This window comes from Pontibacillus sp. ALD_SL1, from assembly GCF_017355605.1.
In genome coordinates this window covers 281,495-308,328 of the sequence record NZ_CP062975.1, presented here as the reverse complement: position 1 = coordinate 308,328, position 26,834 = coordinate 281,495, and the positions used below count along the sequence as shown (strand labels likewise).

At 42.9% G+C, this 26,834-nt stretch carries 27 protein-coding genes; 17 read left to right on the top strand and 10 right to left on the bottom strand.

The annotated features are described in order from the left end of the window. Positions 1 to 55 precede the first annotated feature (55 nt). A complete protein-coding gene (locus tag IMZ31_RS20700) occupies positions 56 to 2,341 on the top strand; it encodes a DEAD/DEAH box helicase (protein WP_207531430.1) in 2,286 nt (761 codons plus the stop codon). Positions 2,342 to 2,664: 323 nt separating this feature from the next. Here the strand turns inward: IMZ31_RS20700 and IMZ31_RS20695 are convergent, their stop codons facing one another. Continuing rightward, positions 2,665 to 3,141: a metal-dependent hydrolase gene (locus tag IMZ31_RS20695; RefSeq protein ID WP_207531429.1), complete on the bottom strand. Its 477-nt coding sequence runs from the start codon at positions 3,139 to 3,141 to the stop codon at positions 2,665 to 2,667. Between the two features lie 107 nt (positions 3,142 to 3,248). Between IMZ31_RS20695 and IMZ31_RS20690 the strand changes: the two genes are divergently transcribed. The 5 genes from IMZ31_RS20690 to IMZ31_RS20670 all read left to right on the top strand — a co-directional run bounded on the left by IMZ31_RS20690 (position 3,249) and on the right by IMZ31_RS20670 (position 7,066). Beyond that, on the top strand, positions 3,249 to 3,431 hold the full coding sequence (locus tag IMZ31_RS20690; protein WP_207531428.1) for a hypothetical protein: 183 nt from the start codon (positions 3,249 to 3,251) through the stop codon (positions 3,429 to 3,431). A 56-nt stretch (positions 3,432 to 3,487) separates the two neighbouring features. Beyond that, on the top strand, positions 3,488 to 4,618 hold the full coding sequence (locus IMZ31_RS20685; protein ID WP_207531427.1) for a hypothetical protein: 1,131 nt from the start codon (positions 3,488 to 3,490) through the stop codon (positions 4,616 to 4,618). 115 nt (positions 4,619 to 4,733) lie between these two features. After that, positions 4,734 to 5,894 (top strand): D-alanyl-D-alanine carboxypeptidase family protein, encoded by a 1,161-nt coding sequence (locus IMZ31_RS20680; RefSeq protein ID WP_207531426.1) that lies wholly within the window; start codon positions 4,734 to 4,736, stop codon positions 5,892 to 5,894. Between the two features lie 106 nt (positions 5,895 to 6,000). Further along, complete coding sequence (locus IMZ31_RS20675) at positions 6,001 to 6,678, top strand: DsbA family protein (protein ID WP_207531425.1); 678 nt, start codon at positions 6,001 to 6,003, stop codon at positions 6,676 to 6,678. After that, positions 6,671 to 7,066 carry a disulfide oxidoreductase gene (locus IMZ31_RS20670; protein WP_207531424.1) on the top strand — a complete coding sequence of 132 codons (396 nt, stop codon included), beginning with the start codon at positions 6,671 to 6,673 and terminating at the stop codon, positions 7,064 to 7,066. Before IMZ31_RS20675 ends, IMZ31_RS20670 begins: the two co-directional genes overlap by 8 nt. A 105-nt stretch (positions 7,067 to 7,171) precedes the next feature. Here IMZ31_RS20670 and IMZ31_RS20665 read toward each other — a convergent pair whose 3' ends face one another. Further along, the gene (locus IMZ31_RS20665) at positions 7,172 to 8,137 is read right to left on the bottom strand and encodes a thymidylate synthase (protein ID WP_207531423.1); all 966 of its coding nucleotides are present in this window, start codon (positions 8,135 to 8,137) and stop codon (positions 7,172 to 7,174) included. 105 nt (positions 8,138 to 8,242) lie between these two features. Here IMZ31_RS20665 and IMZ31_RS20660 point away from each other — a divergent pair, with 105 nt between their 5' ends. Further along, on the top strand, positions 8,243 to 8,482 hold the full coding sequence (locus tag IMZ31_RS20660; RefSeq protein WP_207531422.1) for a hypothetical protein: 240 nt from the start codon (positions 8,243 to 8,245) through the stop codon (positions 8,480 to 8,482). On the opposite strand, the gene murI is transcribed toward IMZ31_RS20660, so the two are convergent. After that, positions 8,451 to 9,218 carry a glutamate racemase gene (gene murI, locus IMZ31_RS20655; protein WP_207531421.1) on the bottom strand — a complete coding sequence of 256 codons (768 nt, stop codon included), beginning with the start codon at positions 9,216 to 9,218 and terminating at the stop codon, positions 8,451 to 8,453. The two genes, IMZ31_RS20660 and murI, sit on opposite strands and share 32 nt — an antisense overlap. Positions 9,219 to 9,317: 99 nt before the next feature. On the opposite strand from murI, the gene IMZ31_RS20650 reads away from it, so the two are divergent. Then, positions 9,318 to 10,460, top strand: coding sequence for an N-acetylglucosaminidase (locus IMZ31_RS20650; protein ID WP_207531420.1), 1,143 nt, complete (start codon positions 9,318 to 9,320; stop codon positions 10,458 to 10,460). Positions 10,461 to 10,488: 28 nt separating this feature from the next. Here IMZ31_RS20650 and IMZ31_RS24525 read toward each other — a convergent pair whose 3' ends face one another. The 3 genes from IMZ31_RS24525 to IMZ31_RS20635 all read right to left on the bottom strand — a co-directional run bounded on the left by IMZ31_RS24525 (position 10,489) and on the right by IMZ31_RS20635 (position 14,054). Beyond that, positions 10,489 to 11,376 carry a type II toxin-antitoxin system PemK/MazF family toxin gene (locus IMZ31_RS24525; protein ID WP_242705757.1) on the bottom strand — a complete coding sequence of 296 codons (888 nt, stop codon included), beginning with the start codon at positions 11,374 to 11,376 and terminating at the stop codon, positions 10,489 to 10,491. A gap of 67 nt (positions 11,377 to 11,443) precedes the next feature. Next, positions 11,444 to 11,770, bottom strand: a complete 327-nt coding sequence (locus IMZ31_RS20640; protein WP_207531419.1) for a type II toxin-antitoxin system PemK/MazF family toxin — start codon at positions 11,768 to 11,770, stop codon at positions 11,444 to 11,446. A 100-nt stretch (positions 11,771 to 11,870) separates the two neighbouring features. Further along, entirely contained in the window at positions 11,871 to 14,054 is a 2,184-nt protein-coding gene (locus IMZ31_RS20635; RefSeq protein ID WP_207531418.1) for an ATP-dependent Clp protease ATP-binding subunit, read from the bottom strand. A 40-nt stretch (positions 14,055 to 14,094) separates the two neighbouring features. On the opposite strand from IMZ31_RS20635, the gene IMZ31_RS20630 reads away from it, so the two are divergent. Next, on the top strand, positions 14,095 to 14,760 hold the full coding sequence (locus IMZ31_RS20630) for a hypothetical protein (RefSeq protein WP_207531417.1): 666 nt from the start codon (positions 14,095 to 14,097) through the stop codon (positions 14,758 to 14,760). Between the two features lie 81 nt (positions 14,761 to 14,841). Here the strand turns inward: IMZ31_RS20630 and IMZ31_RS20625 are convergent, their stop codons facing one another. After that, positions 14,842 to 15,345 (bottom strand): hypothetical protein, encoded by a 504-nt coding sequence (locus IMZ31_RS20625; protein ID WP_207531416.1) that lies wholly within the window; start codon positions 15,343 to 15,345, stop codon positions 14,842 to 14,844. 159 nt (positions 15,346 to 15,504) lie between these two features. Here IMZ31_RS20625 and IMZ31_RS20620 point away from each other — a divergent pair, with 159 nt between their 5' ends. Beyond that, the gene (locus IMZ31_RS20620; protein WP_207531415.1) at positions 15,505 to 15,762 is read left to right on the top strand and encodes a stage V sporulation protein S; all 258 of its coding nucleotides are present in this window, start codon (positions 15,505 to 15,507) and stop codon (positions 15,760 to 15,762) included. A gap of 42 nt (positions 15,763 to 15,804) precedes the next feature. Here IMZ31_RS20620 and IMZ31_RS20615 read toward each other — a convergent pair whose 3' ends face one another. Continuing rightward, positions 15,805 to 16,653 (bottom strand): hypothetical protein, encoded by an 849-nt coding sequence (locus IMZ31_RS20615; RefSeq protein ID WP_207531414.1) that lies wholly within the window; start codon positions 16,651 to 16,653, stop codon positions 15,805 to 15,807. A 119-nt stretch (positions 16,654 to 16,772) separates the two neighbouring features. On the opposite strand from IMZ31_RS20615, the gene IMZ31_RS20610 reads away from it, so the two are divergent. After that, a complete protein-coding gene (locus tag IMZ31_RS20610) occupies positions 16,773 to 18,107 on the top strand; it encodes a hypothetical protein (RefSeq protein WP_207531413.1) in 1,335 nt (444 codons plus the stop codon). Next, positions 18,097 to 19,272, top strand: a complete 1,176-nt coding sequence (locus IMZ31_RS20605; protein ID WP_207531412.1) for a vWA domain-containing protein — start codon at positions 18,097 to 18,099, stop codon at positions 19,270 to 19,272. Before IMZ31_RS20610 ends, IMZ31_RS20605 begins: the two co-directional genes overlap by 11 nt. Positions 19,273 to 19,324: 52 nt before the next feature. On the opposite strand, the gene lepB is transcribed toward IMZ31_RS20605, so the two are convergent. After that, complete coding sequence (gene lepB / locus IMZ31_RS20600) at positions 19,325 to 19,813, bottom strand: signal peptidase I (protein WP_207531411.1); 489 nt, start codon at positions 19,811 to 19,813, stop codon at positions 19,325 to 19,327. Between the two features lie 108 nt (positions 19,814 to 19,921). On the opposite strand from lepB, the gene IMZ31_RS20595 reads away from it, so the two are divergent. Further along, positions 19,922 to 20,320, top strand: a complete 399-nt coding sequence (locus IMZ31_RS20595) for a hypothetical protein (protein ID WP_207531410.1) — start codon at positions 19,922 to 19,924, stop codon at positions 20,318 to 20,320. A gap of 4 nt (positions 20,321 to 20,324) precedes the next feature. Beyond that, positions 20,325 to 20,855, top strand: a complete 531-nt coding sequence (locus IMZ31_RS20590) for a hypothetical protein (protein ID WP_207531409.1) — start codon at positions 20,325 to 20,327, stop codon at positions 20,853 to 20,855. Positions 20,856 to 20,883: 28 nt separating this feature from the next. Here the strand turns inward: IMZ31_RS20590 and IMZ31_RS20585 are convergent, their stop codons facing one another. Beyond that, positions 20,884 to 22,170 carry an N-acetylmuramoyl-L-alanine amidase gene (locus IMZ31_RS20585; RefSeq protein WP_207531408.1) on the bottom strand — a complete coding sequence of 429 codons (1,287 nt, stop codon included), beginning with the start codon at positions 22,168 to 22,170 and terminating at the stop codon, positions 20,884 to 20,886. Positions 22,171 to 22,302: 132 nt separating this feature from the next. Here IMZ31_RS20585 and IMZ31_RS20580 point away from each other — a divergent pair, with 132 nt between their 5' ends. The 3 genes from IMZ31_RS20580 to ligA are packed head-to-tail and all read left to right on the top strand — an operon-like array spanning position 22,303 to position 26,802. Further along, entirely contained in the window at positions 22,303 to 22,578 is a 276-nt protein-coding gene (locus IMZ31_RS20580; protein WP_207531407.1) for a hypothetical protein, read from the top strand. Positions 22,579 to 22,611: 33 nt separating this feature from the next. Then, on the top strand, positions 22,612 to 24,714 hold the full coding sequence (locus tag IMZ31_RS20575) for an ATP-dependent Clp protease ATP-binding subunit (RefSeq protein WP_207531406.1): 2,103 nt from the start codon (positions 22,612 to 22,614) through the stop codon (positions 24,712 to 24,714). Positions 24,715 to 24,762: 48 nt separating this feature from the next. Continuing rightward, positions 24,763 to 26,802 carry an NAD-dependent DNA ligase LigA gene (gene ligA, locus IMZ31_RS20570; RefSeq protein WP_207531405.1) on the top strand — a complete coding sequence of 680 codons (2,040 nt, stop codon included), beginning with the start codon at positions 24,763 to 24,765 and terminating at the stop codon, positions 26,800 to 26,802. Positions 26,803 to 26,834: the final 32 nt, after the last annotated feature.

The following is a 26,834-nucleotide window of genomic DNA, read 5'->3' as shown; positions in this document are numbered from 1 at the left end:
TCTCACTATCTACTATAATACGGTAGATAGTTTTTTAATAAGAGAGGTGAATAATATGGAAGGCATTACGATGACTGTAAGAGAATCATTGGTACAGGTAACCTATGATGGCAGGTTCCTTGTTGTCGATTTTCCTTTTGATCAAAAACTTGTCAATACGATCAAAAGTGTTAAGGGATCCGTATGGAACAAGCGGATATCAAAAAAGTGGACCGTGCCAAAGGGAAGCCATAAGCAACTGGCGCAAGCGTTCCAAAGTGACATTCGTTGGAAAACAAAAGAAGAAATAAACAAAAGCGCCTCGACTCTAAAATTCGATGAGGAAACCCTTGAGGACGTCTTGAGTCGGGTTCCATCCCCTATTGAAACTCCTTTTTTAAAACTGGAACCCTTTGAATTCCAAAAACTTATGATTGGGTGGGGCGCCACACCCAAAGGAAAGAAAACAAAGATTTACGGAGGGTTATTGGCTGATTTAATGGGACTTGGAAAGACCCTTCAAGCTATTGGGCTGGCAGGATACCTGAAATACTCGCCTCCTGAGGAGCTCGATCCGATCAAACGTGTTCTCATCATTTGCCCAGCATCGTTGAAGATCCAATGGGGAGAAGAAATCGAAAAGTTCACAGACGAGTCGTACATGATCATTGATGGAGGAAACGCCACAACAAAAAAGAAAGCGTTTGAAAAGCGCATGGAACAATATAAACGCGTACAAGAAGAGGAAATTTTCTTCACAATTGTCAATTACGAGCTTTTGAGAGAAAAAGAACGGCTAGGGAAAGAGAAAGTGAGGAAAGGGTACAAGGTTGAAAATAAAATTGTTTTTGGTGATTATATTGATTTGAACGCGGTTCTTGATAATGAGTATGACATGATTATCATAGATGAAGCACACCGTATGAAGAATCCAAAATCAGAAACGACTAAAGTGATACAGAAAATTCAACACCCTTCTGTCCGCCTATTAATGACAGGAACTCCTATTGATAAAGATTTGCCAAACATTTTCCCTCTACTCGATTATTTGTCACCTGATATCCTGGCTGATTCCTCCCTGTCGTTTGAAGAACGAAAAAACATGTTTGAGGACCAATTCCTCGTCATGGGATGGAACTCGTTTGCCCTTAAAAATTCAGGTGGGAAACTAAATCCTGAATTTCTTGAGCCCGTAGATGTCAAGAACCTGGCTTTGTTAAACAAAAAAATCAGTCCATTCAAATTACGACGTCTCACAGAAGACGTAAGTGATGAAATGCCTGAGGCAATAGGGGCGAACAAACCGATTATAGTTGGCTGGGATCAGGATCAAGAGGCCATATACAAATTCTTTCTGACCAAATTCAAAGAAACGATGGAGATGCTCCATGAAGCGAAAACAGAGGAAGAAGCAGAAAGAGCGAAGGCTGAAAAACATGCGATGCTCCTGTATATGGCAGAAGCATGCGACACACCTGAACTCATCTTCCATTCCTTAAGCCCGCTCCCATTCAGAAAGTTGAGAGAGATGAAAAAGTACAGAACTCTGGCTGATGTTTTGTGGTCTATTACGAAAGAACTTCGAAAACTGACGGAGATTCAAAAACAGCACCGTGATACCCATGGAAAAAATGACCCAATCGTAGATCATCGTATCCAGGAACTTCATAGTGAGCGTCACCAAACATTAGCATCCTTGACGTTTTCCTCACCGAAATTGGAACGGATCAAAGACATCGTAAACAATGTGGTTGTCGAAAACGGAGAAAAGATTGTGATCTTCACCTTTTATGAACGAATGGCCCAAATACTGCACCGTGAACTCGACAAACATTTGAATACGCACAAGAACGGAAAACGAAAAAAAGAAACGACGGGCATTAAATTATATACTGGAAAAACAGATAAAGGGTGCGCGTGGAAAACGAAACTTCAGGAGGAAAAGAAAGACGCAAGAAACCTTTCCTGTCTGGATTGTCCGTTAAAGACTTCCTGTAACAGCCAGACGAAGAGCGCCTGGCACTTTCAAAATGATCCTGAAACCAAGGTGATTATTGCGAACGACGCCGCTAATTACGGTGTAAACCTTCACAAAGGGTCGCACTTAATTAATGTTGATCTGCCGCATTCTTATTCTGTTTTCGTTCAGCGAAATGGACGCATCAGACGCTTGGGATCAGAACATAAGCTCGTCACCATTCACAACATCCTGACGCAGAACAGTCTTGAAGTCGCGAAGTTTCAAACCCTGTTCAAACAAAAGGACATTCAGGATACAATCGTTGAAAATAGCGACGAACAGCAAAAGTTTTTGGAAGACGCATTGGAACAGTTTGTCATACATGAAAAGACCCCTCTCTAAGAGGGGTCTTTGTCCTTTGGTTGATCAAGATATCCTATGACATCTAACAGTTCAAGTAAGTGCGGGTCTTCTTCCTGGACTTTGATGGTGTTCATCGCCCTGTAACCCATCCTATCACTCCTTCCTCCCGTAATCTGACAGTACTTCGCACTGGTGTTATCATAAACATATACCCACTCCAAATAAATTGCAAACCTTTTCATCATAAAGAAAAAGATTCGTTTCTTGTACCCAGGAAAACATTGTCGAGCATTTATGGGACTAGGTCTCTGTAACTACTGGAGCTGCCGAAAAAAAAGGACCCATCGTGGGCCCTTTTTTGATTATATTAAATTATTCCATAAATAGCCAGCTATTCCGATGATACTCCCCATCAAAATGATTTGTTCCAAAAAGCTGCCTGTTGTGTATATAGGAATACGTATGCGTTTTTTTGAGGATTTCCAGAAGAACCAAAGCAAGGGAACCCCTGTTTTAGAAAATAAATCTCCTATGATATGCCCTGTTACGCCTAATGCCAGTCCCCACAAAAACGCATGACCCTCTATAAGCGCCCAAATGAGAAAAGCAGCCATCATCAAGAAACTGTGTGTAATCCCCCGATGTTTAAAAATTTTCTTAATCATATGCGGGATAATCGGCACGCGTTGCCCGATATACGATTTAGGTTCATCAATGTCTGGCAAAAGCGCTCCAAGCATAACACCACTGTATAACAAAAGCGTATGATCTCCTCCAAGAACGTCAACCAATGCCAAACTTCCGAGCACAGACGTGGCCACATGCGTCTTAGCTAACATACGTTCCCCTCCTTTTTTCCCAGTTTAACACAGGATTTGTTCTATACACCAAACTAGCTCATAAACTAATAGGGATTGAAACCCTAAAAAAGAGAGGAAGTTATAAGATGTTTAAAGTAGAAAACATTGGCAGTGATCGCATTCGTTTTACGTCAGCCAGTCCGTCTGTTGTGGAGGTTATGCTTGTCGACGGGAAAATGTTTGTGCACAGTGAACCAATTAAAGCCAAAGCACAAGCTCCAGTTTCGCCACAGGCACAACCTGCCACAAAGGACGAAAAAGTTAGTTAACCTGCTTTTATAGCAGGTTTTTCTATGCTGATAACACGAAAAAAGGTCGGGATATTATGAAAGCACTAGACATTGCTAAAACGATTCAGATGTATTACGACGAACGAAAAGACAGGAAAGAAAAAGAAGAGATTATTCGCTCGGTCATTCGCGACAAAGCTGAGGAAGCATCCATCGATTCTCGCGTAATCGGAGGAATGAAACTTCGTTTTTATCGTCATGTAGACTGGACGTGGGACGAATCAAAAGTTAATGAGGAGGCTATGGATATGGGCGTCCTTCATTTGGTGAAATCTGTTGACTCCCATTCATCCAAACGTTTTGTGTTGGATCCATTCAAGAAACCAGTCACCCTTTATCCAAAACCGTATTCGAAGTCGTCCTCATCAAAGGAAGAGGAAGAAAGAAAGTCACAAGAGAAAGAAGACTTTCTTAAATCTTTACAAAACGAGACGCTTGAGAACCTTGTCAGAATGTTTCAAGAGAATCACACAGAGAAGAAACGTCTTGATGAGGAGTATGAAACACACAAAAAAGCTCTAGCTCAAGCGATGAGAGAAGAAGGGGAACAAGTTGTCCAATGCTCCGATACCTTTTATTTTAAAATGACGAAAGAACCAGCTGATTATCGGTATAGTGATATGCTTCACGGAAACGTACTGAAAAAATTCGTGTTCGTGTATCGAGAGAATCAAGATCAACTTCTGGAGGGCTTGGATTACAACACCAAAAAGCCATTTCGCTTCAAAGAAGAGGATCAGTTCGATGGACACACCCTTCGGTACCGCAACGGGTTATTGACCCTGGACAACGTACCACTTGTAATCGAACCGATTAAAGACGTAAAAGGTGTCTTTTCTAGAGCCGATAAAAAAGCGTTTCAGGAGCAAGTGTTTTTAGTAGCTTCTGGGCAGGTGCCCGTAAATGGGGTATTGTTTTTACAGTCTTTACCTACGTCCACCAGCAAAATGGAAAAACTTATCGAAAAAGAATACTTCGAACCAAACGTTCTTAAGAAATGGAGACACATTCAGAAGGAAGAAGATCTGTCCATTCGCTTTGAAATCGTGGATGAGAAGGTGAGCAACGAAAGGCACGCCATGTTTGCATCGAAACAACAGCGCCTTTCAAAACAATACCGACTCAAAAAAGAGCGTCAAAAAACGTATTTGAGAAAAAGTTTATGAGTTATCACAGTCAGGCCTAGGGGCCTGGCTTTTTGTTTTCCGCAATGAGTAGAGGGTTTTCCATCCTTTTCTTCAATAGCTTTAGAGAGTTTATATTAAGAAGAGGTGAAAAAAGGTGAAGAAAATTACGATACTAACCCTGCTCATTGCACTATGCTTAACTTCTCCTGTTTATGCAAAAACGGAGCCCCCGACCATTCAATCAAAAGCTGCCATTCTGATGAACGCAAATAACGGAAAAATCCTTTACAGTCATAAGGAAAATGATGTTTTCGACGCTGCCAGCCTAACCAAAATCATGTCTCTACATTTGGGGTTTGATGCGATTTCAAAAGGCGATATGAAAGAAGATGAACTCATAACAGCCAGCCGCAAGGCAAACAACACAGGCGGCAGCAAGATGTGGATAGAAGCGGGTCAGACTTACCCTGCCATTGAAATCCTAAAAGGAATCACCATCGTTTCAGGGAACGACGCGTCGGTTGCTCTTGCTGAACATATGAGCGGGAGCACGGAAGCCTTTGTTACAGAGATGAACCAAAAAGCTAAGGAACTAGGGATGGATCAAACGAACTTCATTACCCCTCACGGTCTCGGAGAAGACAAAACAACAGCTTCTGATTTATCCAAATTGGCATACAGTTATATCAGCCACCACTCCGATCGTTTAGCCATTCACAGTGAAGCTCAATACAGCACGAAAGATCGGCTAGTAGGCGAAATTGTTCAATACAACCAAAACCCTCTTATTATTAACAAATATGAAGGGGCCGATGGTTTAAAAACGGGATTCATTAACGGGCTGTTCAATTTTGTTGGAACCGCAAAACGAGACGGACTTCGTTTAATCGTGGTGACCCTTGGGGCAGAAAACGCTTCAGCGCGATACCAGGATGCAACCCGTTTACTGAATTACGGTTTCAATCAATATGAAACGGTTTCATTCGGAACACAGGGAGACCCCGTGGTCGATCTTACCGTATACAAGGCCAAAGACAGCTTAGCTACAAATGTTGTGCTTGAAAGTGATCTTAGCTTGGTTGCTCATGTGGATGACGTGGACCAAATCGAAGTAACAGACGATGTTCCTGACTTTATTACAGCTCCAAGAGAGATTGGAGAAGTGATTGGTAAACGAATCGTGAAGCTGGGGGATGAAACCTACACAGCTAACATAGTTATGACAGAAAATCTTGAAAAAGCAGGGTTCTGGAGATCTATATTTGATACGGTCTCCATGGTATTTGCGAAAATCCTTTCTTTCATTTTCGGGTAAATAAAAAAAATGGTGAAGCTTACGAGCTCCATCATTTTTTATCGAATACATAAACGAAGGAAATCTAAAGTTTCTCACATATGTTTAGAAGAGGAGGTGCATGAGAATGCGCAAATTGGATAGGTGGACCAATATCTTTCTTATCCTAATGGCTTTATTTATTGGACTGGCCCTATGGAACTTTTTCCAACCTGAAAAAGAGAAGGGGGAATCATTCACGGTCAAAACGATGACGGATAAACCATTCGTTTTAACGGAACAACCGCTGGTTGGAAACAAAGATGCAAAGATCCGTTTTGTTGAATTCGGGGACTACAATTGCTCTCATTGTCAGCGATGGGATGAAGAAATCTTCCCCATCCTGGAAGAGAAGTATATCGATTCAGGTCTCGCGTCTTTCCGTTTCGTTCACTTTCCAGTTGTAAATGCCACGACCACATCGTTTTATGCGGCCATGGCTTCCGAATGGGTGTGGGAAAACCACAGGGATCAATACTGGGAATTCCATCACGACTTGTATCAGGCGGCCAAAGGGTTTCGCACACTCAGTTTCGACTACCTCGCCACACAAGCTTCAGATCTAACGGGCGAGGCGAAAGAAGCCATTTTGCCAAAACTTAAAGATGAAAAATATATGGATAACGTGCTGGCGGATAAGCAGTACGCCATCGAAAACGGGATCGCCGCCACACCTACATTAATGATTAACGGAAAAGTGATTGAAAATGCATTTGATTTAGAAGAGATCGATCGCGTGATTAAGGAGAGTACACAAAGTGAATAGGTTAGGAATTGCAGCTTTTATTGCTCTGACAGCCATGATAGGGAGTCTTTATTTCAGCATAATTAAAGGATACACACCTTGTACATTTTGCTGGGTTCAGCGTATTTTAATGTACCCTCTTCCCTGGTTACTCGGAGCGGCTTTCTTCTTTAAAGACAAAGAGATCGTTCGTTATGTGATCCCGATGTCGATACTGGGTTTTCTCATCTCTGCCTTTCACTATACCCAACAAAAGTTTCTGTTGTTCGGAGAAAGCTGTCAGTCTCTTGTTCCGTGCAGTACGATCTACATTGATTGGCTCGGGTTTATCACCATCCCGTTTTTATCGATGACGGCATTCCTGCTTATTCTTGCTACACTCCTGATTGGCAAATCTTCAACAGACTGAATCAATTATTGATGCTGTATATGAGTCAATGTAAGATTCAATAAAGCACCATTCAAAGACGCAATCATGGACTCAAAAAGCCTCGTCATCTGACGAGGCTTTTTCTTATATGGCAACAGGAAGTTTAATAGCAGGATGAGGATCGTAACCTTGCAGGGAAATATCCTCTGGTCCGAAATCTATGACGCGCTTAATCTCTTTGTTTAAGACCAGTGTCGGAAGTTCTCTTGGTTCTCGTTCCAGCTGAGGTTGCAAAAGATCCAGATGGTTGTTGTACACATGAGCATCCCCGAACGTGTGAATGAACTTTCCGACCTCTAATTCACACTCATGCGCGACGAGGTGGGTCAAGAGGGCGTAGGAAGCAATGTTAAAGGCAACACCAAGCCCCCAGTCCGCTGATCGCTGATACATTTTACAACTCAGTTCATTGTTCGCCACATAGAATTGGAAAAAGGAATGACAAGGCGGAAGGGCCTGCTTATGAACTTCTCCAGGATTGAACGTAACGACAAGCAAACGACGGCTGTCTGGATTGTTTTTAATCTGATCAATAACATCCAAAAGTTGGTCGATCCGAAATCCATCCGACGTTTTCCAGCTTCTCCACTGCTCTCCGTAAACACTTCCAAGTTCGCCCCAAACCGATGCGAACAGGGCATCTTCTTTTATGCGTTTGGAGAAACGTTTCATCTCTTTTTCAACATCTTCGAAAAAGAGAGAATCTGTCAGACGACGCGACTTCCAATTCTCGCGAGGTAACACACCATCATATTCAGGAGACTCAAACCATTTCTCGAACGCCCATTCATCCCATATATGAACATTTCGGTCAACGAGATATTTAATATTGGTATCTCCTGATATAAACCAAAGCAATTCCGTTTTAATAAGACGAAATGGTACCTTTTTGGTGGTTATAAGAGGGAACCCTTGTTTCAAATCAAACACCATTTGAGGTTCTCCGAACAAGCTGATCGTACCTGTCCCTGTGCGGTCCCCCTTTTGAGTTCCTTCTTCTTGAATTCGTTTCAACCAATCCAAATACTGTACATCTACATGTTGTACCATAACGATCCCTCCTGTTTGTTTTTCACAGTATAACACCTTTTTTAATGTATACCGTCACATATTCGTTTTTTGATGCATACGATAAAGAAGAAAGGGCGTGCAGGAATGAAATTTATTAACGAAAATGGAACACTGACCTTAAAAAAAGAGAGACCCGCTCTTCAGCCGAAGCGGGTCGCGAAGACAGGGGTGATCCTGTTCACCATAGCTTTATTCTGGGCTAGTCTTGGAATGTTTGGGATGGAACAGCTTGTTTTCTGGGGATTTGAAGCACTTGAACATATCGGGTTAGGCCCTTATTTTGAACCTCTGTTTAAAACTGTCGGTCATGTTGTTTCGGTGTAAGGGCGTTCACCCGAACCCCTAACAATCGGTAAATATGCTCTTCTAACAAGCGGGGATCTCCGCTTGTTATATACATATCCTCCCGCTTTTCAGGCTGATATAAAAGAGGCGGGAGCTGCCCTACCATTTCTTTGGCTGGATCAATCAAATCCACATGACACCCAAGTACGCGTTGAATAACAGGAGCAATGATAGGGAAATGCGTACACCCAAGAACCAATGCCTGTATGGGGGAAGTTTGAAGAGGATAAAGGGCTCTTGATACCTCATCATACAAAACCTCCTCGGGTGCACATTCCTCAATGGCTTTCACAAACGTAGGGCAGGCAAGAGGATACATCCTTTTAGAAGGATGAAGCAACGAACGATGGACACCCGTATCGATCGTTTTTGTGGTTGCAATGACCCCGATTTGATCATAGAAACCTTCATTCAAACTCTTCATAACAGGATGCAATATACTGATAACGGGGAATGGACACTTTTCTTTAAGTTCATCGATTAAAAAGGATGCCACGGTGTTACAGGCTACAACGAGCACCTTTATAGGCTCTTCGCTGATCACACGGAGCATTTCTGATACCCGTTCTCTGATCATGGATTCTTCCTGATCTCCGTATGGGCAATACGCCTGGTCCCCAAAGTAAAGAGTGGGATAATGCGGAAATCTTCGTTTAATCTCTTTTAGTACCGTAAGCCCCCCAACGCCTGAATCTATCACACCGATATAGGTCATGTTATTTCCTTCCTTTACGAACGTTTATCTTATATTTGCAGAAAAGAAAAGGAATCTCCTACATGGAATCCAATCTATATAAGATAAAGGAGGGAAGTTATGAAACTTTTTTTTCGCACTTTGTTGGTGCTTGTTATGAGCATAACCTTTTTCACATCTCCTGCTGATGCCGCGGATGAGAATACGTACCTTAACAACAACGGTTCGTTTACCGTTGTATATCCAACAGGAAACAAGTCTACATTAGCCACGACCCCTTCTGCACTCATGAAAATCGGTGAGGAGTATATCAGACGAACAAAAGGCAGGAACCATCACTATTACCGTTTAGTTGAGGGGAAAGACCCTGTTTATGCCTTTACATATGATGTGCCGTATACAATTATAAATTTAAATCAGCCTTCTTCTCTGTCAGGAAATGACATCGACATTAATATCCTGCTTAAGTCGAGCAGCAGTCCCTTATATAGTTGGGGTCACTCCTTCAAAAAGGCAGAGGAAGAATACGGGATAAACGCTTTATACCTTATGTCCCACGCAGCGCTTGAAACAGGGTGGGGGAAATCGGATATTGCTACTGATAAAAACAACTTATTTGGCTTTAAAGCCTATGACTGGGATCCTTATAACAACGCCGCCCCTTTCGCGAACTTCGAGGATTCGATCCTATATGTTGCGAAATATGTAAAAGAGAACTATCTGACAGAAGGAGGCATCTATTATCACGGTCCTCATTTGAAAGGAATGAATACAAGGTATGCCACAGACCCCTTATGGTCAGATAAAATTGCAAGCATTATGAATCGTTTTATTCCTTGGGATTGTACAGACTGCTTCTACACAAAATCAGATGGGTTGTACGTCAAAAAAATGGCGGGAGAACAAAAAATCTCATCGGAAAAGCCTTGGCACTTCTTTGATGGGGTAATGTACCAAAGAATCGGAGATGTGTTCGTGGAGCAGGAAACAAATCGGTTCGCAGCAATGGTAGAAGAACCGTTCTCATCTCTTACATCAGACGAAAACCTCTATCAGAACGCAACCACATCGGACCTTGTGTTTAAAGCCGTTCCAAAAGATACGTCACCGTCTGTTTATAAAGAAGCAGACGTTTCCTCAGAAGAAATCACCACACTCGAACCTGGAACCGTTTTTGTCGTACGTGAAGAAACCGATACGATGATGAAACTCATGCTTCAGGATAAAACCTATGGCTGGATTAAAAAGAGTGACACTTATTAAAAAAGACGTACCCAAATGGGTGCGTCTTTTATGATTTTACATATCGTTGATTGGATACGTCTAACCCGACCGATATATTCCACGCTTTTTGGAGCATTGGAATTTTTTCGGGAGGGGAATACTGGTGAAAGCAGGTCACTTTTTTCTTGCTTACTCTCTTAATTTGCTCAAGGGAGCAATTTGACTTTCTCAATAAACCACCATCCCCCGCATCATAGATAACGTGAGTGGGCAGTTTTCGTTTCATTTTTGATGTGACAATCGCGACAATGAAACTGTCGCTATATTCTTTTAAGACAACAGCTGGGCGTCTGCCACCTTGCTCACTCCCAACAAAATCTCCTCCGAGGTCCACATTGACGAGCTGTGCTTGTTGGAATGAAAATTCTCGGCGTAAAGCTTCGTCAACGAGCTCCGTCTCTTCCTCCGTAATACGTCCGATCGTTTTCAGGACTCGTTCCTTTGCGATCGTTCGGATCCGTCCCAGATGCAGGAATCCTTCTTGAAGTTTTACAATCCCTTCCTCATCATCTTTTACGAGGTCTGCCACAATGATCGTTGGAGAGTTGCGATTGCCGATATCATTTTGGACAATAAGCCCTTTTCGGTTTTCCTCTCCCCATGAATAGTCAACGAGGTCCCCTCTCTTTAAATAACGCAACGTCTGCTGGTGAAGCTGGTCTGCACATTCATCTTTAAGTTCTCCGATGATGGTTTTGACCTCTCCTTTTTCTGGTTTCATCGATAGGACCATTCCTGTATCATCAGTAAGTATTATTGCTGTGTCTGCTTCTTTGTGATGGTGTTCTGTCGTAATCGTTAATACAGGATAAAATAAACATGCTCCTAACGAAACGCCATGTTTCTCGTGTCCTCCAGAAACCGTGTACACGACAACACTTCCTTTATTAAGCATGATGATTGCTCCCTTCCTAACTTTTGAGACAGTCTATCATGAGTTTTGGGAAATCCATCAAAAAAGGCTAAAAACCTAAGCTAACCTCAAGCCCCCTTTGGACTTTGGTGAAAACCGCGGGATTCTTGAGAGTGGAAATAGGTTTTTGTTTATGAAATGCACACTTAGGCAACGATTGAAGCTGCTCCATAAGCACCACGGTATCATGAGATAATCCCGTATCTCTTTTGGGAATCGGTACATGAACGGGCAAGCTGCTCTTTATTTTGGTGGATAAACAAGCAACGACCACTTCTTCTTCATCTACCCTTATGACCAAAACAGGTCTCCGCCCATTCTGTTCACGGCCAACGACATTAGAAAAACAATAGAAGTAAATTTCGCCAATATTCATTAGACATCACCTACTGTATGTATACACACAGGCAAACGTCGGCATACCATTTTTGTCGTTTTCATAGCAAAGAGCCAAGGGAAATCCCTTGGCTCTTTGCTTATCTCACATAAACAGCATTGTCACGAATGCCGACATGCATTTCTTTTGGTTGTTCATCCTGCTCAATCATCTTATCAGCAATCAGATCTTTTACCGCATCGATTTCCCTTCGCAACGTTCTGGCCCCATATTCTGGATCGTGCCCCTTTTGGGCGATGTACTCAATGAATTTTTTAGAGAACTTTAGTAAAACGCCACTTTCTCTTCCAAGCTCTGATAAATCTTCAAGCATTTTTTCGGCAATGTCGATCATAATAGGCTCCGATAATTTATTGAACATTAAAATGCCGTCGAGTCGGTTTAAGAATTCAGGTCGAAACATTTCCTTCAACTTTTTATGGATCTGTTCTTCCAGGTTTCGCTCCTGTTCATCCTGACCAGCAAATCCTAAGCTCTGCTTTGAGTTCGCATACAATTCACTGCCTGCATTGCTTGTTAAAAGAAAAATCGCGTTTCGACCAGACACTTTTCGCCCCTTTGCATCCGTGATATGTCCGTCTTCAAACAAATGCAGCAATAAATTGAATACATCAGGATGCGCTTTTTCAGCTTCGTCTAATAAAACAAGCGAATACGGTTTTCGTCGAAGTGCTTTCGTGAGTTCTCCTTCTTCATCATGACCAATGTACCCTGGAGGGGAACCGATCAGGCGACTCACACTGTGTTTTTCCATAAATTCAGACATATCGATTCGAATCATGTGTTCATCAGATCCGTAAACAAGGGAGGCTAACTGTTTGGCAAGTTCTGTTTTTCCAACGCCTGTCGGACCAACCGACAAAAATACACCAACGGGACGCTTGGGATCTTTTAATCCAACTTTATTCCTGCGGATCGCCTTCGAAATGGATTCAACGGCGCCATCCTGCCCTTTAACATGCACTTTTAAATCGTCTTCAAGTGTCTTTAGTTTCACTTTCTCTTCTGCATTCAACTTCGAAACAGGAATGCCTGTCCACTCTCCTACAATAAAAGCCACATCTTCCCGACCAACGGATGCTTCTTGAGGCCTCTTGTTTCCATCATTTTGAGCTGCTTCGTCAAGGTCTTTTTGTAAGGATTCACCCTCGGCGACCAGCTGTTTAGCGAGACTGAAATCCTGCTCTAAATAAGCTTTCATTTTTTCTTGTTTAAGGTCTCGGGTTTTCTTTTCCATTTGTAAAACATTTTCTGATTTGCTGGTTAATTGCAGTTTTTTATTCGCACATGCCTCATCCATAAGATCAATGGCTTTATCAGGAAGAAAACGATCCGCTACATACTTTACTGCCATTTCAACAGCTGTCTCAACAGCTTCATCCTTAATGACAACACCGTGATGGGCTTCGTAATACTTTCTGACTCCCTGAAGAATCTCAACAGCTTCCTCCTGAGAGGGCTCTTCCACCAGCACACGTTGAAACCTTCTTTCTAAAGCGGGATCTTTCTCAATATACTTACGATATTCATCGAGTGTGGTTGCACCTAACATCTGAATTTTTCCTCGTGATAGGGAAGGCTTCAAAATATTCGATGCATCAACGGCTCCCTCTGCTCCACCTGCACCTACAATCGTATGAATCTCGTCAACGAAGAGGATAATGTTCCCAGCTTCTTCTACTTCCTCGACAATCTTTTTCATACGGTCTTCAAATTCACCACGATACTTTGTTCCTGCGACAAGAGCTCCCATACTTAACGTATAAATCTCTTTATCTAACAGACCATCTGGAACGGACTTCTCTACGATTCGTTGGGCAAGACCTTCTACAATAGCGGTTTTCCCAACCCCTGGTTCCCCCACCAATACAGGATTGTTTTTCCCCCGACGGCTTAAAACGCGGATGGTTTTTTCAATTTCTTGCTGACGACCCACAACAGGATCCAATTCACTACGCATAGCCTGTTCGGTCATATTTTTCCCGTGCGCATCCAAATTTGGTGTGTTTTTTCCTCTTCGTGCAGGCAAAGCAGGTAGCTGTTCCTCTTGCTGACCCTGGTGACCCTCTTCTGTGGAGTCAAAGCTGTCAATCACCTCACGAATAAATTTCACACCCAATTCATCGACAGGAGGCAACTTGCCTTTTTTGACTTGTTCTTTATAACAACGCCAGCAAATTGATAGGTTTTCTTCGTTTTCAAGTGAAAGATTTAACACAACAAACCTTGAATCACATTTGTGACAATATTTAAGTGGTTCCATGGATGTAACCCCCATTTCTTTTTATAAGGACGTGATAGCAATGGCAACAGTCGGGATCTCTTTGGCAACAACACTCCTCATTTATGTACTATATGATTTAGTGGAAAAAAGGGTAATTCCTATTCCTGTCCCACTACTTTGTTTTTTCACCCTCTACGTAGGGCTTGTGAGCGTGCTGCTAGACCCGATTTCACACCCCTTGATTTGGCTAGCATTTTGCTTCCTTCTTTATAGCGTGCTGGATGATCTTGTCACCCAAACGCTGTATAGCGAAGGGTTGGTTATCGCGGCATTTCTTTTCTTCTTGATAGGACAAAAGGTGGATTCCTTATTATTTGCTTGCCTCTTTTTTGCCGTTTTCCTTGTTTTCGTTAAATGGTTAGAGAAAAACACAGAGGAAACCCTTATCGGGGAAGGGGATCTTTATGCGTTTTTAGCTTTAATGATATGGCTTGATCCTTCTCAATATGGTGCGTTTTTCTTATGTAGCCTGTTGCTGGTTTATCCTGTTGCCACATGGGTCTATGTCAAAGGCGGGATCAGTCACATTGGGTTTGTTCCTTATATCGTGATGGGGGCGTGTCTGGTAGGTGAAGGGGAAATGATTCTTACGCTATGGCCGTATTTGTTTGGTGTAACAAGCTTATCAATGGTGATCTTTCTGTTTTTTGCCATCAGAAAAGCGCGGAAGAAAAGGAAGGGGTAATCCTGAGCCTTAAGGGGTACTCTGGGTTATGCTTGATAGAATTTTCCGATCAAAAAAAGCTGACTCTCGTCAGCGACTTACTCACTCTTTTTTATCATTTTTTTCCGAGTGTAACGTCTTTCGTTCAATACCGTATGGTTCAACCAAACCATTAACCCCTTCTAAAGCAGCCGTCATTCGTTGTGCATCTTGTTGTTTGTATGTCTCGACTAACACATCCACACTCTTTTGTTGCTCTCGATACAGCAAGGGAAGAAAATGCTTTTGTTGTTCCATCCGTTCATCAATGAGAGATAAGTATATTTTTTTCAGTTCAACCATGTCATAAGGGGCAGAGGTGTTTTTTAATTGATCATACAGTTGTTGCTGCATGGCGAGGATGCGTTTGACCTCATCCGCTTTCACAACAAATTCTTCAGTCGACGACAAATGTTCAAAAAGCCCTTGATCTAATTGTTCTGAAGCTTCCACTAGAGGGGCACTTTCTTCAAGATACTGCTCGATGGCCTCTTGTTTAGAGGGAACAAATGGCACATCACAGGCTGTTAAAAACACCAGAAAGAAAACGATTCCGAGTCTAAGCATGCATTCCCCCTCCTTTTTTTGTCTTATAAGGATTTTCCTTTCATTGTCAAAGGAAGGAAGTTTTTATATTTTTTTGCCATCCCTGAAAAGGACTTTTCTTTTAAGTTCCCAATTAAACTAGCGAACATAAAATTACATAACCTTTGGAGGGAAACAAAAATGGCAACTTTAAAAGTAAAAAACGACACAAAAGTAAACAAATTAGCGGGTTCTATCGCTGAGTATCTTCGCGCAGGTGAACCTGTTGAACTTCATGCCATCGGAGCAGGGTCTGTGAACCAGGCTGTTAAAGGACTGGCAACAGCGCGAGGCTATGTAGCTTCAAACGGCATTGATTTTGTTGTTGTTCCTGCATTCATGGATATCAAAATCGATGATGAAGACCGTACAGCTATGCGTTTAATCGTAAAATACTAATCCCACAAATAAAGCAAGCCCAAGTATCTGGGCTTGCTTTTTTTATTCTTCAAGTTCTGAAGCATGTTGATCAACGTCAAGCGGGCTTTCGTTCAAAGCTTCTTCAACAGCTATTTCTTCTTTGTGTGTTTTAAACTCTCTTGATAACTGCTTCATGGCAAATGATAAAACAGGGTGTTCCTCATCATCCATGATTTGTTTTGCTGTATCGAGATCTTCGTACTCGAATAAAATATCGCGTAATTTAACATGAGGGTAACTATCATGCGATTCAGGCAGGGCGAGATAAGGGAGCATGCCTTGAATCATTTTTTTGTATTTCATTTCTTTTTCTTTAAAGCGTAAAACCCATTCTCGTTCCTTTTCCTTATAAGATTCAATAATTCGTTGGGTAGCTACATTCTTAAATTCCTCTGCTTCTTCTTCTGAGAAGACATCAATCAAATTCACATACCTGCTGCGAAGAAACGCTTTGTTAATGCCTCGGATAAGCGCTTGGTTTTGTTTGTATTTCCCTGAAGCATAAGCGATATTTGTGTTGATATCGTCCGCTTCGCCACCAGCAAATGATTTTTCCCCGTCAGGAAATTCGATTGTGACAAGATACGCATACCCTTTGTTGTTGTCCTGTCCGCGGGGGCGGTCCTCAAGTTTTGGTTCCAACAGTTCTCCGCCCATCCAGTGAAGCAATTTCAATATGCCGCGATGGTTGATCATGGGAAGACCTGAATCCTCATAGAACCCTATATATTTTTTAACATCCCCAAGCACCGCTTCAACCGTTGACGTGTCTGTTACACGGAAGGCTCCATCTTTCCCTTTTTCACCCTGTCGGACTTCGTGCTCTAATAACACCTGGACCTCTTCTTGCTCATAAAGATCGAATGTCATTTTTTTATTCTCCTTTTGGTGTCCAACTTAAAATTTATGATAAACAGAACAAACGATAATCTCGTTAGTTAAAGGAATGTACTTTCCTTTATTAAATGTATTACAGAAGGAGGGGGAATATGTATATTAATGAGTTAAAGCAAACGTTAAGAAGCTTCATTAAACCCCATCGTGATAGACTCATCCCAAGTGATAAGCGCTTTTCCACCATGATCACGGGAGGGAGTGGAATTGGTAAGACTCAAAATGTACTTGAAGTGGCGAGTGAATTGGATATGATCTGCATCATTGTTCACGTGGCGCAATTAGAACCTGCTGATTTAGTTGGTATCCCAGTGCCATATGAAATCCGCCCTGGTGTTACGGTTCAGCGCTATGTGCTGCCAGGGTATTTGCCACATCCTCTTGTAAACGAAAAGGGAGAAAACGTGGTGAAACGGTTCGATGATGGAATCGAACGGGAATTGATTGATTGCGATTCCTTAGGGTCCAAAATTCGCAATCGCGTTTTGCTGGAACAAAAACACGGGAAAGAGTGGTCAAAACAAGTAAAAGGGGCCGTTCTTTTTCTGGATGAAATTAACCGAGCCAAAGGAGACGACACAAAAGAAGCTATATTTGAGCTGCCAGGCGATTACGCGCTGCACGAATACGAAGTTCCATCCTCCTGTGTCATCATCGCTGCCCAAAACCCTCCAACTAGCGAGTACAATGTAAACGATATGGACCAAGAAAAGGCATGGATGGACCGATTTATCCATCTGACAGCAGAAGCCCGTTACGATGATGCGCTCTCATATTTTCAAGACAGGGAAGCTCATCCTTCTATCCTTTCTTTTATCAAAGCCGACCAAAAAGCCTTGTTTGTTCCAGAGGAATCGTATGAATTACCTATTACGCGAACCCCGAGAAGCTGGGAACGGGTGAACACGCTATTGCAATTTGTAGAGTTACCAAAAGAAGATGCCATCAAAAGAGAAGTTTTCATCGGGATCCTCGGAAAAGAATATGGGCATTCGTTTACCAATCACCTGTCTAAATCCTTAACCACTGTCCCTTCAGCGAAAGAGATCCTCACAAATTACGAAAGCCACCGCCCCTTCGTCAATGAAACCACTTCCGACAGAAGAAACGACATTTTAAACCTGATGGGAGATGCCCTCATTGAACAACTTACCTCTGCGGAGGAAACGAATTCGATCTTCTACCGATATGCAGAAGAAGAGGATGTTGATGAAACGGGAGAACGCCCCGTATTCATCGGAGACCCCCTTCTTAGAGAAGACCGATTACATAACCTGTACGCATTTCTGATTGACCTTCCAAAGGCCATTCGTATGTCAAAATTTCAACAGTTAATTCGACTCCCTCATGTCTACACCCTCCTGAATGAAAAAGATGATCTATTCTTGAAACTTCTGGAGGATAACGGAGGCCACTCCTATGAACGATAACAGGGTGCACGAACTGATTCAGGATGATTTCCTGTCCCTTTTATTTCACCAACCTTTTTTCGGCCACCTCGTCACAGGTACGCTTCCTGTCATCAATTCAGACGTAGACGTAACAGGCGTAAGCCTTGTAAACGGGACGATCACACTCCATGTCAACAAGGAAACCTATCCGAAAATCCCTAAACCAACCCGCCTTTATTATCTCGTACATGAGCTTCTTCATATTATCCTGTGCCACCATCTTCCTCAGCCAGGAAAAGATCCCGCCCTATGGAATATCGCGACAGACCTAGCCGTGAACCAACTGATCGGAAAAGAAAAAGGGGTGATCGAACCCATATCTGCTACGTTTTCGGTTGAGACGTTTCAGGACCAGGGAATCCCGATGAAAGAAAACGAAACAGCTGAAATCTACTATGATATCCTAAAAGACCATTTCAAAAAGGATTCCCCTGACATGGAGCAACCCGAAAACCATCCTTCTCACACCCCTTGGAAAGAATCTACCTCATATTCTGAAAAAATAGGAAAAGAGGTGATCGAGGACCTCATTGATCAGGCTTATCATAAAAGCGAGGGGGCTGCCCCTGCTTACATTAAAGAGGCTGTTCAACAAAAAAAGGATGCTGTTGTGGATTGGCGGCACACCCTCCGACATTTTGCTTCCAACAAACGAAGCATCCATAAACGTTCTACATGGAAACGAAGAAACCGACGACTTGGGGACGGGGTGATGGGCAAAAGAAAAACGAAGGAACGCTCCGTCGTTGTTGCCATTGATACCTCTTTATCCATAACTGCTGAATGGCTTGATGCCTTCTGGGCAGAAATCTGCGCCATTTATAACGATGTTCACCATGTGGTCATTCTGGAATGTGACACAGAAGTTCATCGCATTTATCCTTATTCCAAAAGAACCCGTCCTGATGTTATGGGGAGGGGGGGAACAAATTTTACGCCAATATTTGAAACCATTGGTAAAAGCAAGCACCCTCTTTTACGAACAAAACCTGATGCCCTCATCATCCTGACGGACGGATACGGGCCCGCTCCCGATTCGTGCAGCATCCCGACCCTTTGGTGCCTTACCCCTGACGGACGAATCCCTTTTTCGTCCTCTTCAAGGAATCCGATACGATGGGGAAAAGTGGTTCGAATGATGTGAATCCCGTCTTCTGGCCAAAAAAGCATAAAAGGAACAGACTTCTGTTCCTTTTTTAATGGTTTTTGAACCCAAAGTCATCAAAAACTTCTAACCGAACCTTGCCTTTGACGTCAGATAGCGGGAATGGTCCGAAATTTCGGCTATCCGAACTGTAATTTCTGTTATCTCCGAGAACAAACACATGATCTTTAGGAACCGTGATCCTTCCGTAGTCCGTTATCATGTCTTCTTTGATATAAGGTTCCTCAACCCTTTCATCATTACGGAATAAAGAGCCGTCTTTTATTTCTATGATGTCTCCCTCAAGCCCTACAACACGCTTTATGATCTCTGTTCCATCTTCAATGGGCAGGATCACAACGTCCTTGTATTCCAAATCATGAATCCCCCATTTAACAGCCGCTACAAAGTCCCGATTCTGATACGAAGGTTCCATGGATTGCCCGCTAACCACATAAAATTGAAATAAAAACATTTTCAATAAAAAGGCAAGCAATAGGGCAGTAAGTATCGTGATCACCCAGTCGCGCAGTTCTTTCATACTCCCCCTCCTTTTTGATGTATTGATAGAAGAACAGGAAAAAACCTTCCTTTTTCTTTTCCGATTGGGTGCCTTTTGGTAATGTCCTGAAAAAGGAGGTGTCTCTTCATGGATATCGAATCTTGTTTAAAAAGAATGATCCAACAAGAATCGATAAAAGAAAAACAGTATATCCTTCTTTCTCTTTCCAAACACTCCAACCAACTCACACCTGTATCAGAAAACGATCGGGATGTTACCCCGTTAATCGTTCTATCAGGAGGAAATATTGTTCTTTATTACAATGACGAAGACATAGAAGATTACAGCCGATTTATATCCGACTACGAAAGCATCCTGATTGTCCTGCAACTTATTTTTAAAGAAGGGAAAGATCTTTTCCTTTACATCAATCAGGATGATCTTATGACACCCGCCGAGTTGTTTCAGCACATAGAAACCGCCATCCAAAACAATGATTATGATTCTTTTATGGAGTTTACGAACCAATTGAAAAAAAAGAGGTGACCTCATGAAAATTGCCGTCATTGGCCCGCACGATCTAACAGAGCTTGATCGTCATGAAATTCGTGAAAATATCGGTGATGCCTTTGAAAAAGGAAATGAAATTCACGTATTAGCGTATCGTTCTATCGAGAATGAAGTGTTTAAATACGTGTTGGAACGTGATTTAGAAGACGGGGAAAACTTCGCTCCTCGTTTGCATGTCTACACGCTTAAAGACCTGGAACGCCTTCACCCCAAACTAAAAGACCCCATCGATGTTCTGATGGAAAACGGGGCAAAACACACCTCATTTGGAATGAATGAGGCAATCGTAACGAGGAGCCCCTACACCATGGCCTGGAAGTCGATTATGGAAACGTGCGACTCTGTCATTAGTTTTTTCGATGCCAGCAACGAGGAAACGATCGGGAAACTTACCATTCCAATCGATGTGGCTAAATCGTTAGGGAAAAGAGGCGCTCTTTATCCTCTTCCTCGTATGGACGAATCCATGTTTTTGAAAGACGTGGACGAAAAGGTTCGAATCGTAGAATAAAAAACCTGCATAGAGCAGGTTTTTTATATTATTTGAAATAATTCACAATCCCGTCTCGAATCTCATCTGCAAACTGTTGTTGTACCGAAGGGTTTTTTAATTTATTTAACTCAACTGCATTCGACATGTATCCAAGTTCCACCAGAACAGAAGGCATGCTGTTTTTTCGGTTGACGTAATAATGCGTGCTGCCATCAAGACCGCGCGGACTTGATCCGACCACCGTCTTTAATTCATTCCAAATGCTTGTGGCGAGCTTTTGACTGCCAACGGGATCCCCGTTAACAGACCCTTCCTTGCAGTATTCTTCACTAAGATCACAAGGGAACTGATTATAGAAGAGCTCTGAACCATCTTGTAATGGGCTGCTATACCAATTGCTATGTACACTGACAAATATGTCTGCTCCGTATTCTGTCGCGACGTCCACGCGACACTGAAGTTCATCCTGTAAATCTCCAGCACCAGGATCACAGGATGTGTCCGCTGAACGCGTCATTACAACTGTGGCACCAAGATTTTTGAGATTCGTTTGTAGCATTTTCGAAACCGCCAGATTGATCGTTTTTTCTTTGGTCGCACCGTCTGACCCTATGGCGCCAGAATCCATTCCTCCATGACCTGGATCCACGACGATGACCTTACCAGAAAGAGCCAGATCGGTCTCAGGTTTTTCAGGAAGAGCTTCTTCTCCCACAATTAATACTTGTCCAGGGACGATGTGATTATTAACAATGCCGTTCCAGCTTACTAAATCAGCTTGCTGAATTCCAAAACGCTTGCTGATGGAATAAACGGTATCCCCTTTTTCAACCGTGTAAGTGGTTCCATTTTCAGGAGCGGGTGTTGGAGTAGGAGTAGGAGTTGGTTTTGGGGGAGGGGTTGGCTCTGGCTCGGGTTGTTTAATGGAGATGGTTTTCGTTTTGCTGTCATATTTAATAGACGAATCAAGGGACTGGCTCACAAAACGAATCGGCACAAATGTTCTTCCGCTCACTAGCGTCGCAGCTGTATCCATCTTTTCTGTTTTCCCGTTAATTTTCATGTATCGGCTGCCAAGCGTTAAGATAACGGAAGACGATCCATTCGTAATGGTAACCTGTTTTTTGGCACTTTCCCATTTTACTTTATAACCAAGCTCTTCAGATACGAAGCGTACAGGAACCATGGTGCGGTTGTCTTGATTTATGTAAGGTTTTTGATCAGGGAATTTTACCTTATCTCCGTCTACCACTACGGTCAGCAAACTCCCTGCCGTCGCCACTCCAGTTATGAACATGATGGTTACAAGGAAAATAAAAAATGATTTTTTCATAGACTAACCTCCTATTTTTGCATTTTAGGTTAAAGGCTTTTTCAGCCTTTTCCATAAACTATTTTTACGCAAAAAAAACCGCATACCTTTGTTTTAATTTTGTTTTTGCTACAATATGAAGGAGGTTATATCATGGGTTTACGTATTGTAAAAAAAATCTTTTATTTTATATTCACCTCTTCCTGGTCCCTTGTTCGAATGGGGATATTAGCGGGGATTACCGTTGCTTATCTTATCTTAAACATGAATCAATTCACGGACCCCGACAAAGGAACGATGAATCTCGTCATTACCGTCTCCATCCTCGTCTTTTTACCGACGTTCATTCCGCTTTTGCTGGAGCTTTTTTTAAGAGACTTGAAAAAACAAGCTAAAAAAATGCCAAAACGAACCACGTACATCGATTAACACAACGATTTCGTCTAAGAAGGAGGACTTATCATGACGGCAGCCCCAATCTGCGAGATCTGTAAGGACCGAGAAAGTCAAAAACGAGCGCTTGTACTCATTCAGTCACAACACCAGTTGAAAAATGTTTGCGAAACCTGCCACTTCCTGATTAGTCGGAACAAAACCACGGCCCTTAATGGGCTATTCAATCTTTTAGAAAATCGAAGCCAAGGTTCTGAAGAGACCCCGTATATACGCCAGAGACAAAGAAGGCCAGAGAACCACGTATCTTTTCTTGATAAGTACTGTGTGGATTTGACAAAACTCGCCAGGCAGGGGGAGATCGACCCTGTAATCGGACGGGAGAAAGAGATGAATCGACTGATCCAGGTGTTAAATTTACGAAAGAAAAACAATCCCATTTTGATCGGTGAACCAGGTGTTGGAAAAACGGCAATTGCAGAAGGACTCGCTCTAAAAATAGCTGACGGTACGGCTCCCGAAAAACTCTTACATAAAAAAGTTCTTTCCCTCGATATCACATCGGTGACGGCAGGTACCAAGTATCGGGGGATGTTTGAAGAACGCCTTAAAAAGATCATTGCAGCTGTGGAGAGAGAAAAAAACATTCTTTTGTTTTTGGATGAAGCCCATCTCATCATGGGTGCGGGGCGTTCCATGGAAAACAACATGAATGCTGCCAATATTTTAAAACCCTATTTAAGCAGAGGGTCGCTTCAGATCATAGGGGCGACAACGCTTGAAGAATACAGGGAAATGGAAAAGGACGCAGCGATCGAACGCAGATTCCAACCTATTAAGGTGGAGGAACTCTCTGCTGAAGAGACCTTTGATCTCCTAAAAGAGCTCTGTTCGACATACGAACGCTACCACGGGGTTCATTTTCCAGAAGAGACCCTCAGACATGCGGTCAGCTTAGCAGATCGGTATATGCCAACGCGTCATATGCCTGACAAAGCCATTGGGTTAATAGATGAAGCGGGCTCTCGGTTAAACCTATGTCACAACATTGAAATTCAGCAGGAGACCGATCGCATGGAAAAACTGCAAAAGGATTTGGAAATAGCTTCTCGAAACGGGAATGAACCAGAAGCTTCCGTCCTTACCGAGGAATGGGTAAAGATCGAGGAACAGGTTCTTACCAACCAGAAGTTGTACACCGTAACGAAGGAAGATGTAGAAGAAATTATAGAGGAAATGACCAATATTCCGATCTCAGAGGTCACAAGACATGAAGGGAACCTGTTATTAGGGCTTGAGAAACGTCTGAACGAGGTCGTCATCGGACAGACAGAAGCGACAAAAGCCGTTTCAAAAGCGGTTCTTCGTAACCGAGTGAACGTGACCCAGCGTGAAAAGCCCCTATCTCTGTTATTCACAGGACCGACAGGGGTCGGAAAGACGGAACTAGCCAAACAATTGGCACGGGAACTGTTCGGGGACGAGCGATTGATGATGCGAATCGATATGTCAGAATATATGGAAGCTCATTCAGTTTCTAAATTGATTGGCTCCCCTCCTGGATATGTGGGGCATGAAAACGCTGGGCTTTTATCAGAGCATGTACGACGAAATCCTTATTCCGTTATCTTGATGGACGAATTGGAAAAAGCGCACAGGGATATTTTCAATCTCTTCCTTCAGGTGATGAGTGACGGTCGTTTAACGGACAGCAGAGGTAAAACAGTGGATTTTAAACACAGCATTCTGATTATGACTTCTAATATAGGGGCTTCAGAAACAAGAAATATCGATGTGTTTTCCATAGAAGGGGACAACCGATTTCATGAAGCAGCAAAAAAACATTTATCCCCTGAGTTTTACAATCGCATTGATGCAGTGATCCCGTTCAATTCTCTTCAAAAGGAAGATCTGAAAGAATTGACGGACTTGCTTCTCAAACCCTTGCAAGCTGGTCTTTCCTCAAGGGGAATCTCACTCTCCGTTACAGAAGAGGGCAAGAAGGTGCTAATGGAGAAGGGATACGACCCCACATACGGAGCTCGGCCTATGAAGCGGGTCATTGACACGCTTGTTGAGGATCCCATCGTGATCGAAATCCTTAACAACCCGTCGCTTGAACAAATTGTGATCGGAGCAGCGGACGGGGGATTGGAAATCCGTTCAACATAAACGCCTGCTCAGGCGTTTTTATTTTGTACAAGAAAAGGGGGAATTCTCTTGAAACGGTATCAGGAATTGATTCAAAAACTGAATCGCTATAATGAGGCTTATTATACCTTGGATGAATCGCTCGTGACGGACGAAGAGTACGATCGGCTCTATGACGAATTAGTAGCCATAGAACAAAAAAACCCTGCGATTATCTCTCCTGAATCGCCAACCCAGCGTATTGGAGGCGACGTACTACAAGTGTTCAGAAAGAAAGAACATACCGTACCGCTTCAGTCACTTGATAAAGAGCATACCATTGAAGGCATGAATCTATTTTTTGACAAAGTTCAACAAGCAACAGGCGGTCTTAGTTCCTTTACCGTTGAGCCGAAATATGACGGCATCGCGATTGTCCTCCGCTATGAGGATGGATTTTTTGCAGAGGGACGGACACGAGGGAAGGACGGCTTAACAGGAGAAGTGGTGACAGAACAGCTGAAAACCATTAAAAGCATCCCTCGAACCGTCCCTCACAGGGGAACGTTTGAAGCAAAAGGTGAAGTTGTCATGCCTAAAGCATCGTTCCATGCGCTCAATGCTTCTCTTTTGGAACAGTATGAAAAAGCGCGGGAGAAACTGGTCGATCCATCTCCTTCCGACTTGGAAAAACTCCGAAAAAAATATATCCTGAGCAATCCCAGAAACGGAGCAGCAGGCGCCATTCGAAACCTTGATCCTGCCATAACAGCAAAAAGAAAGTTGGATTGCATCGTGTATGATCTCCTATACAGTGAATCCCTTGATTTTACTTCCCAGACGGAAATGCACACCTTCCTTCGAAACAACCACTTTCATTCCAATCCATCAGCCATTGTGGTCCATACAAAAGAAGAACTCCAAAAAGCATTAGCTTCCATACACGCCTCTCGCTCTACGTTTGAGTGGGACATAGACGGAGCGGTAGTAAAATTAAATGAAACAAAACCAAGAGAAGTGCTAGGCAATACCGTTAAATTCCCCAAGTGGGCTATGGCCTACAAATTTGAAGCGACGGAAAAAACAACCACCCTGCTCGACGTAACGTTAGGGGTAGGTCGTACAGGGAAAATAACTCCCGTTGCTGTCCTGAAACCTGTATCATTTGAGGGCACAGAAGTGAGCCGAGCCACACTTAATCATTTCCAGGATATCGAACGAAAGGGCCTTACTATTGGGACAGACGTATTCATCCGTCGTTCAGGAGACGTGATTCCAGAAATTCTGCGTGCCGTTCCTGGCAAAAAAGGAAAACCGATCCAGACTCCATCCCATTGCCCAGCGTGTGGTTCGCTCCTTATTCGAAAAACACTTCAAAAAAGAGGTACCAACATACATGGTGCGCATCTTTATTGCCCCAATGAAGATGGTTGTCCCGCGCAATCCATCAGATCTATCGTTCACTTTGCATCGAAAGAGGGGATGGATATCACAGGGCTCAGCGAAAAGACGATTGATCGTTTGTTCCAATCCAACCTGATTTCTTCCATTCCTGACTTATACAGACTCACAATGGATGACCTCCTTTCTGTCGAAGGGTTCAAAAAGCAAAAGGCAGATAACCTTCTTTCAGCCATCCGATCATCTAAACATGTCTCCCTGCATGTGTTTTTGTACAGTTTAGGCATTCCGCATATAGGCAAAAAAAGAGCCACTCTATTAGCAGAAGCTCTTGGGTCTGTTGAAGCGTTCAAAAACGCGCATGTAAATGATTTTTTACCTGTTCAGGATGTTAACGATACGGTAGCGGAATCCTTATACGAATACTTCCAATCCCCTCACAACATCAACCTTATCGATACCCTTCTCTCGCTCGGCGTTACACCCGTACATAAAGCAGCTCAAAACGGGGGCAAATTTTACGGGAAAACCTTTGTCCTGACTGGAACGATGAAACAAAAGCGAACAACCATCAAGGCCTATATTGAAGAACACGGAGGACGTGTTTCTGGGAACGTTTCAAGTAATACAAGTGTTCTTGTTGCAGGCGAGAACGCAGGAAGTAAGTTAATAAAAGCCAGATCACTCCGTATCCCAGTCTGGTCAGAGGAGGATTTGTGGAAGTCTTAACGTCAGCATCAAGCCTTCTCCCCTCCCACCCT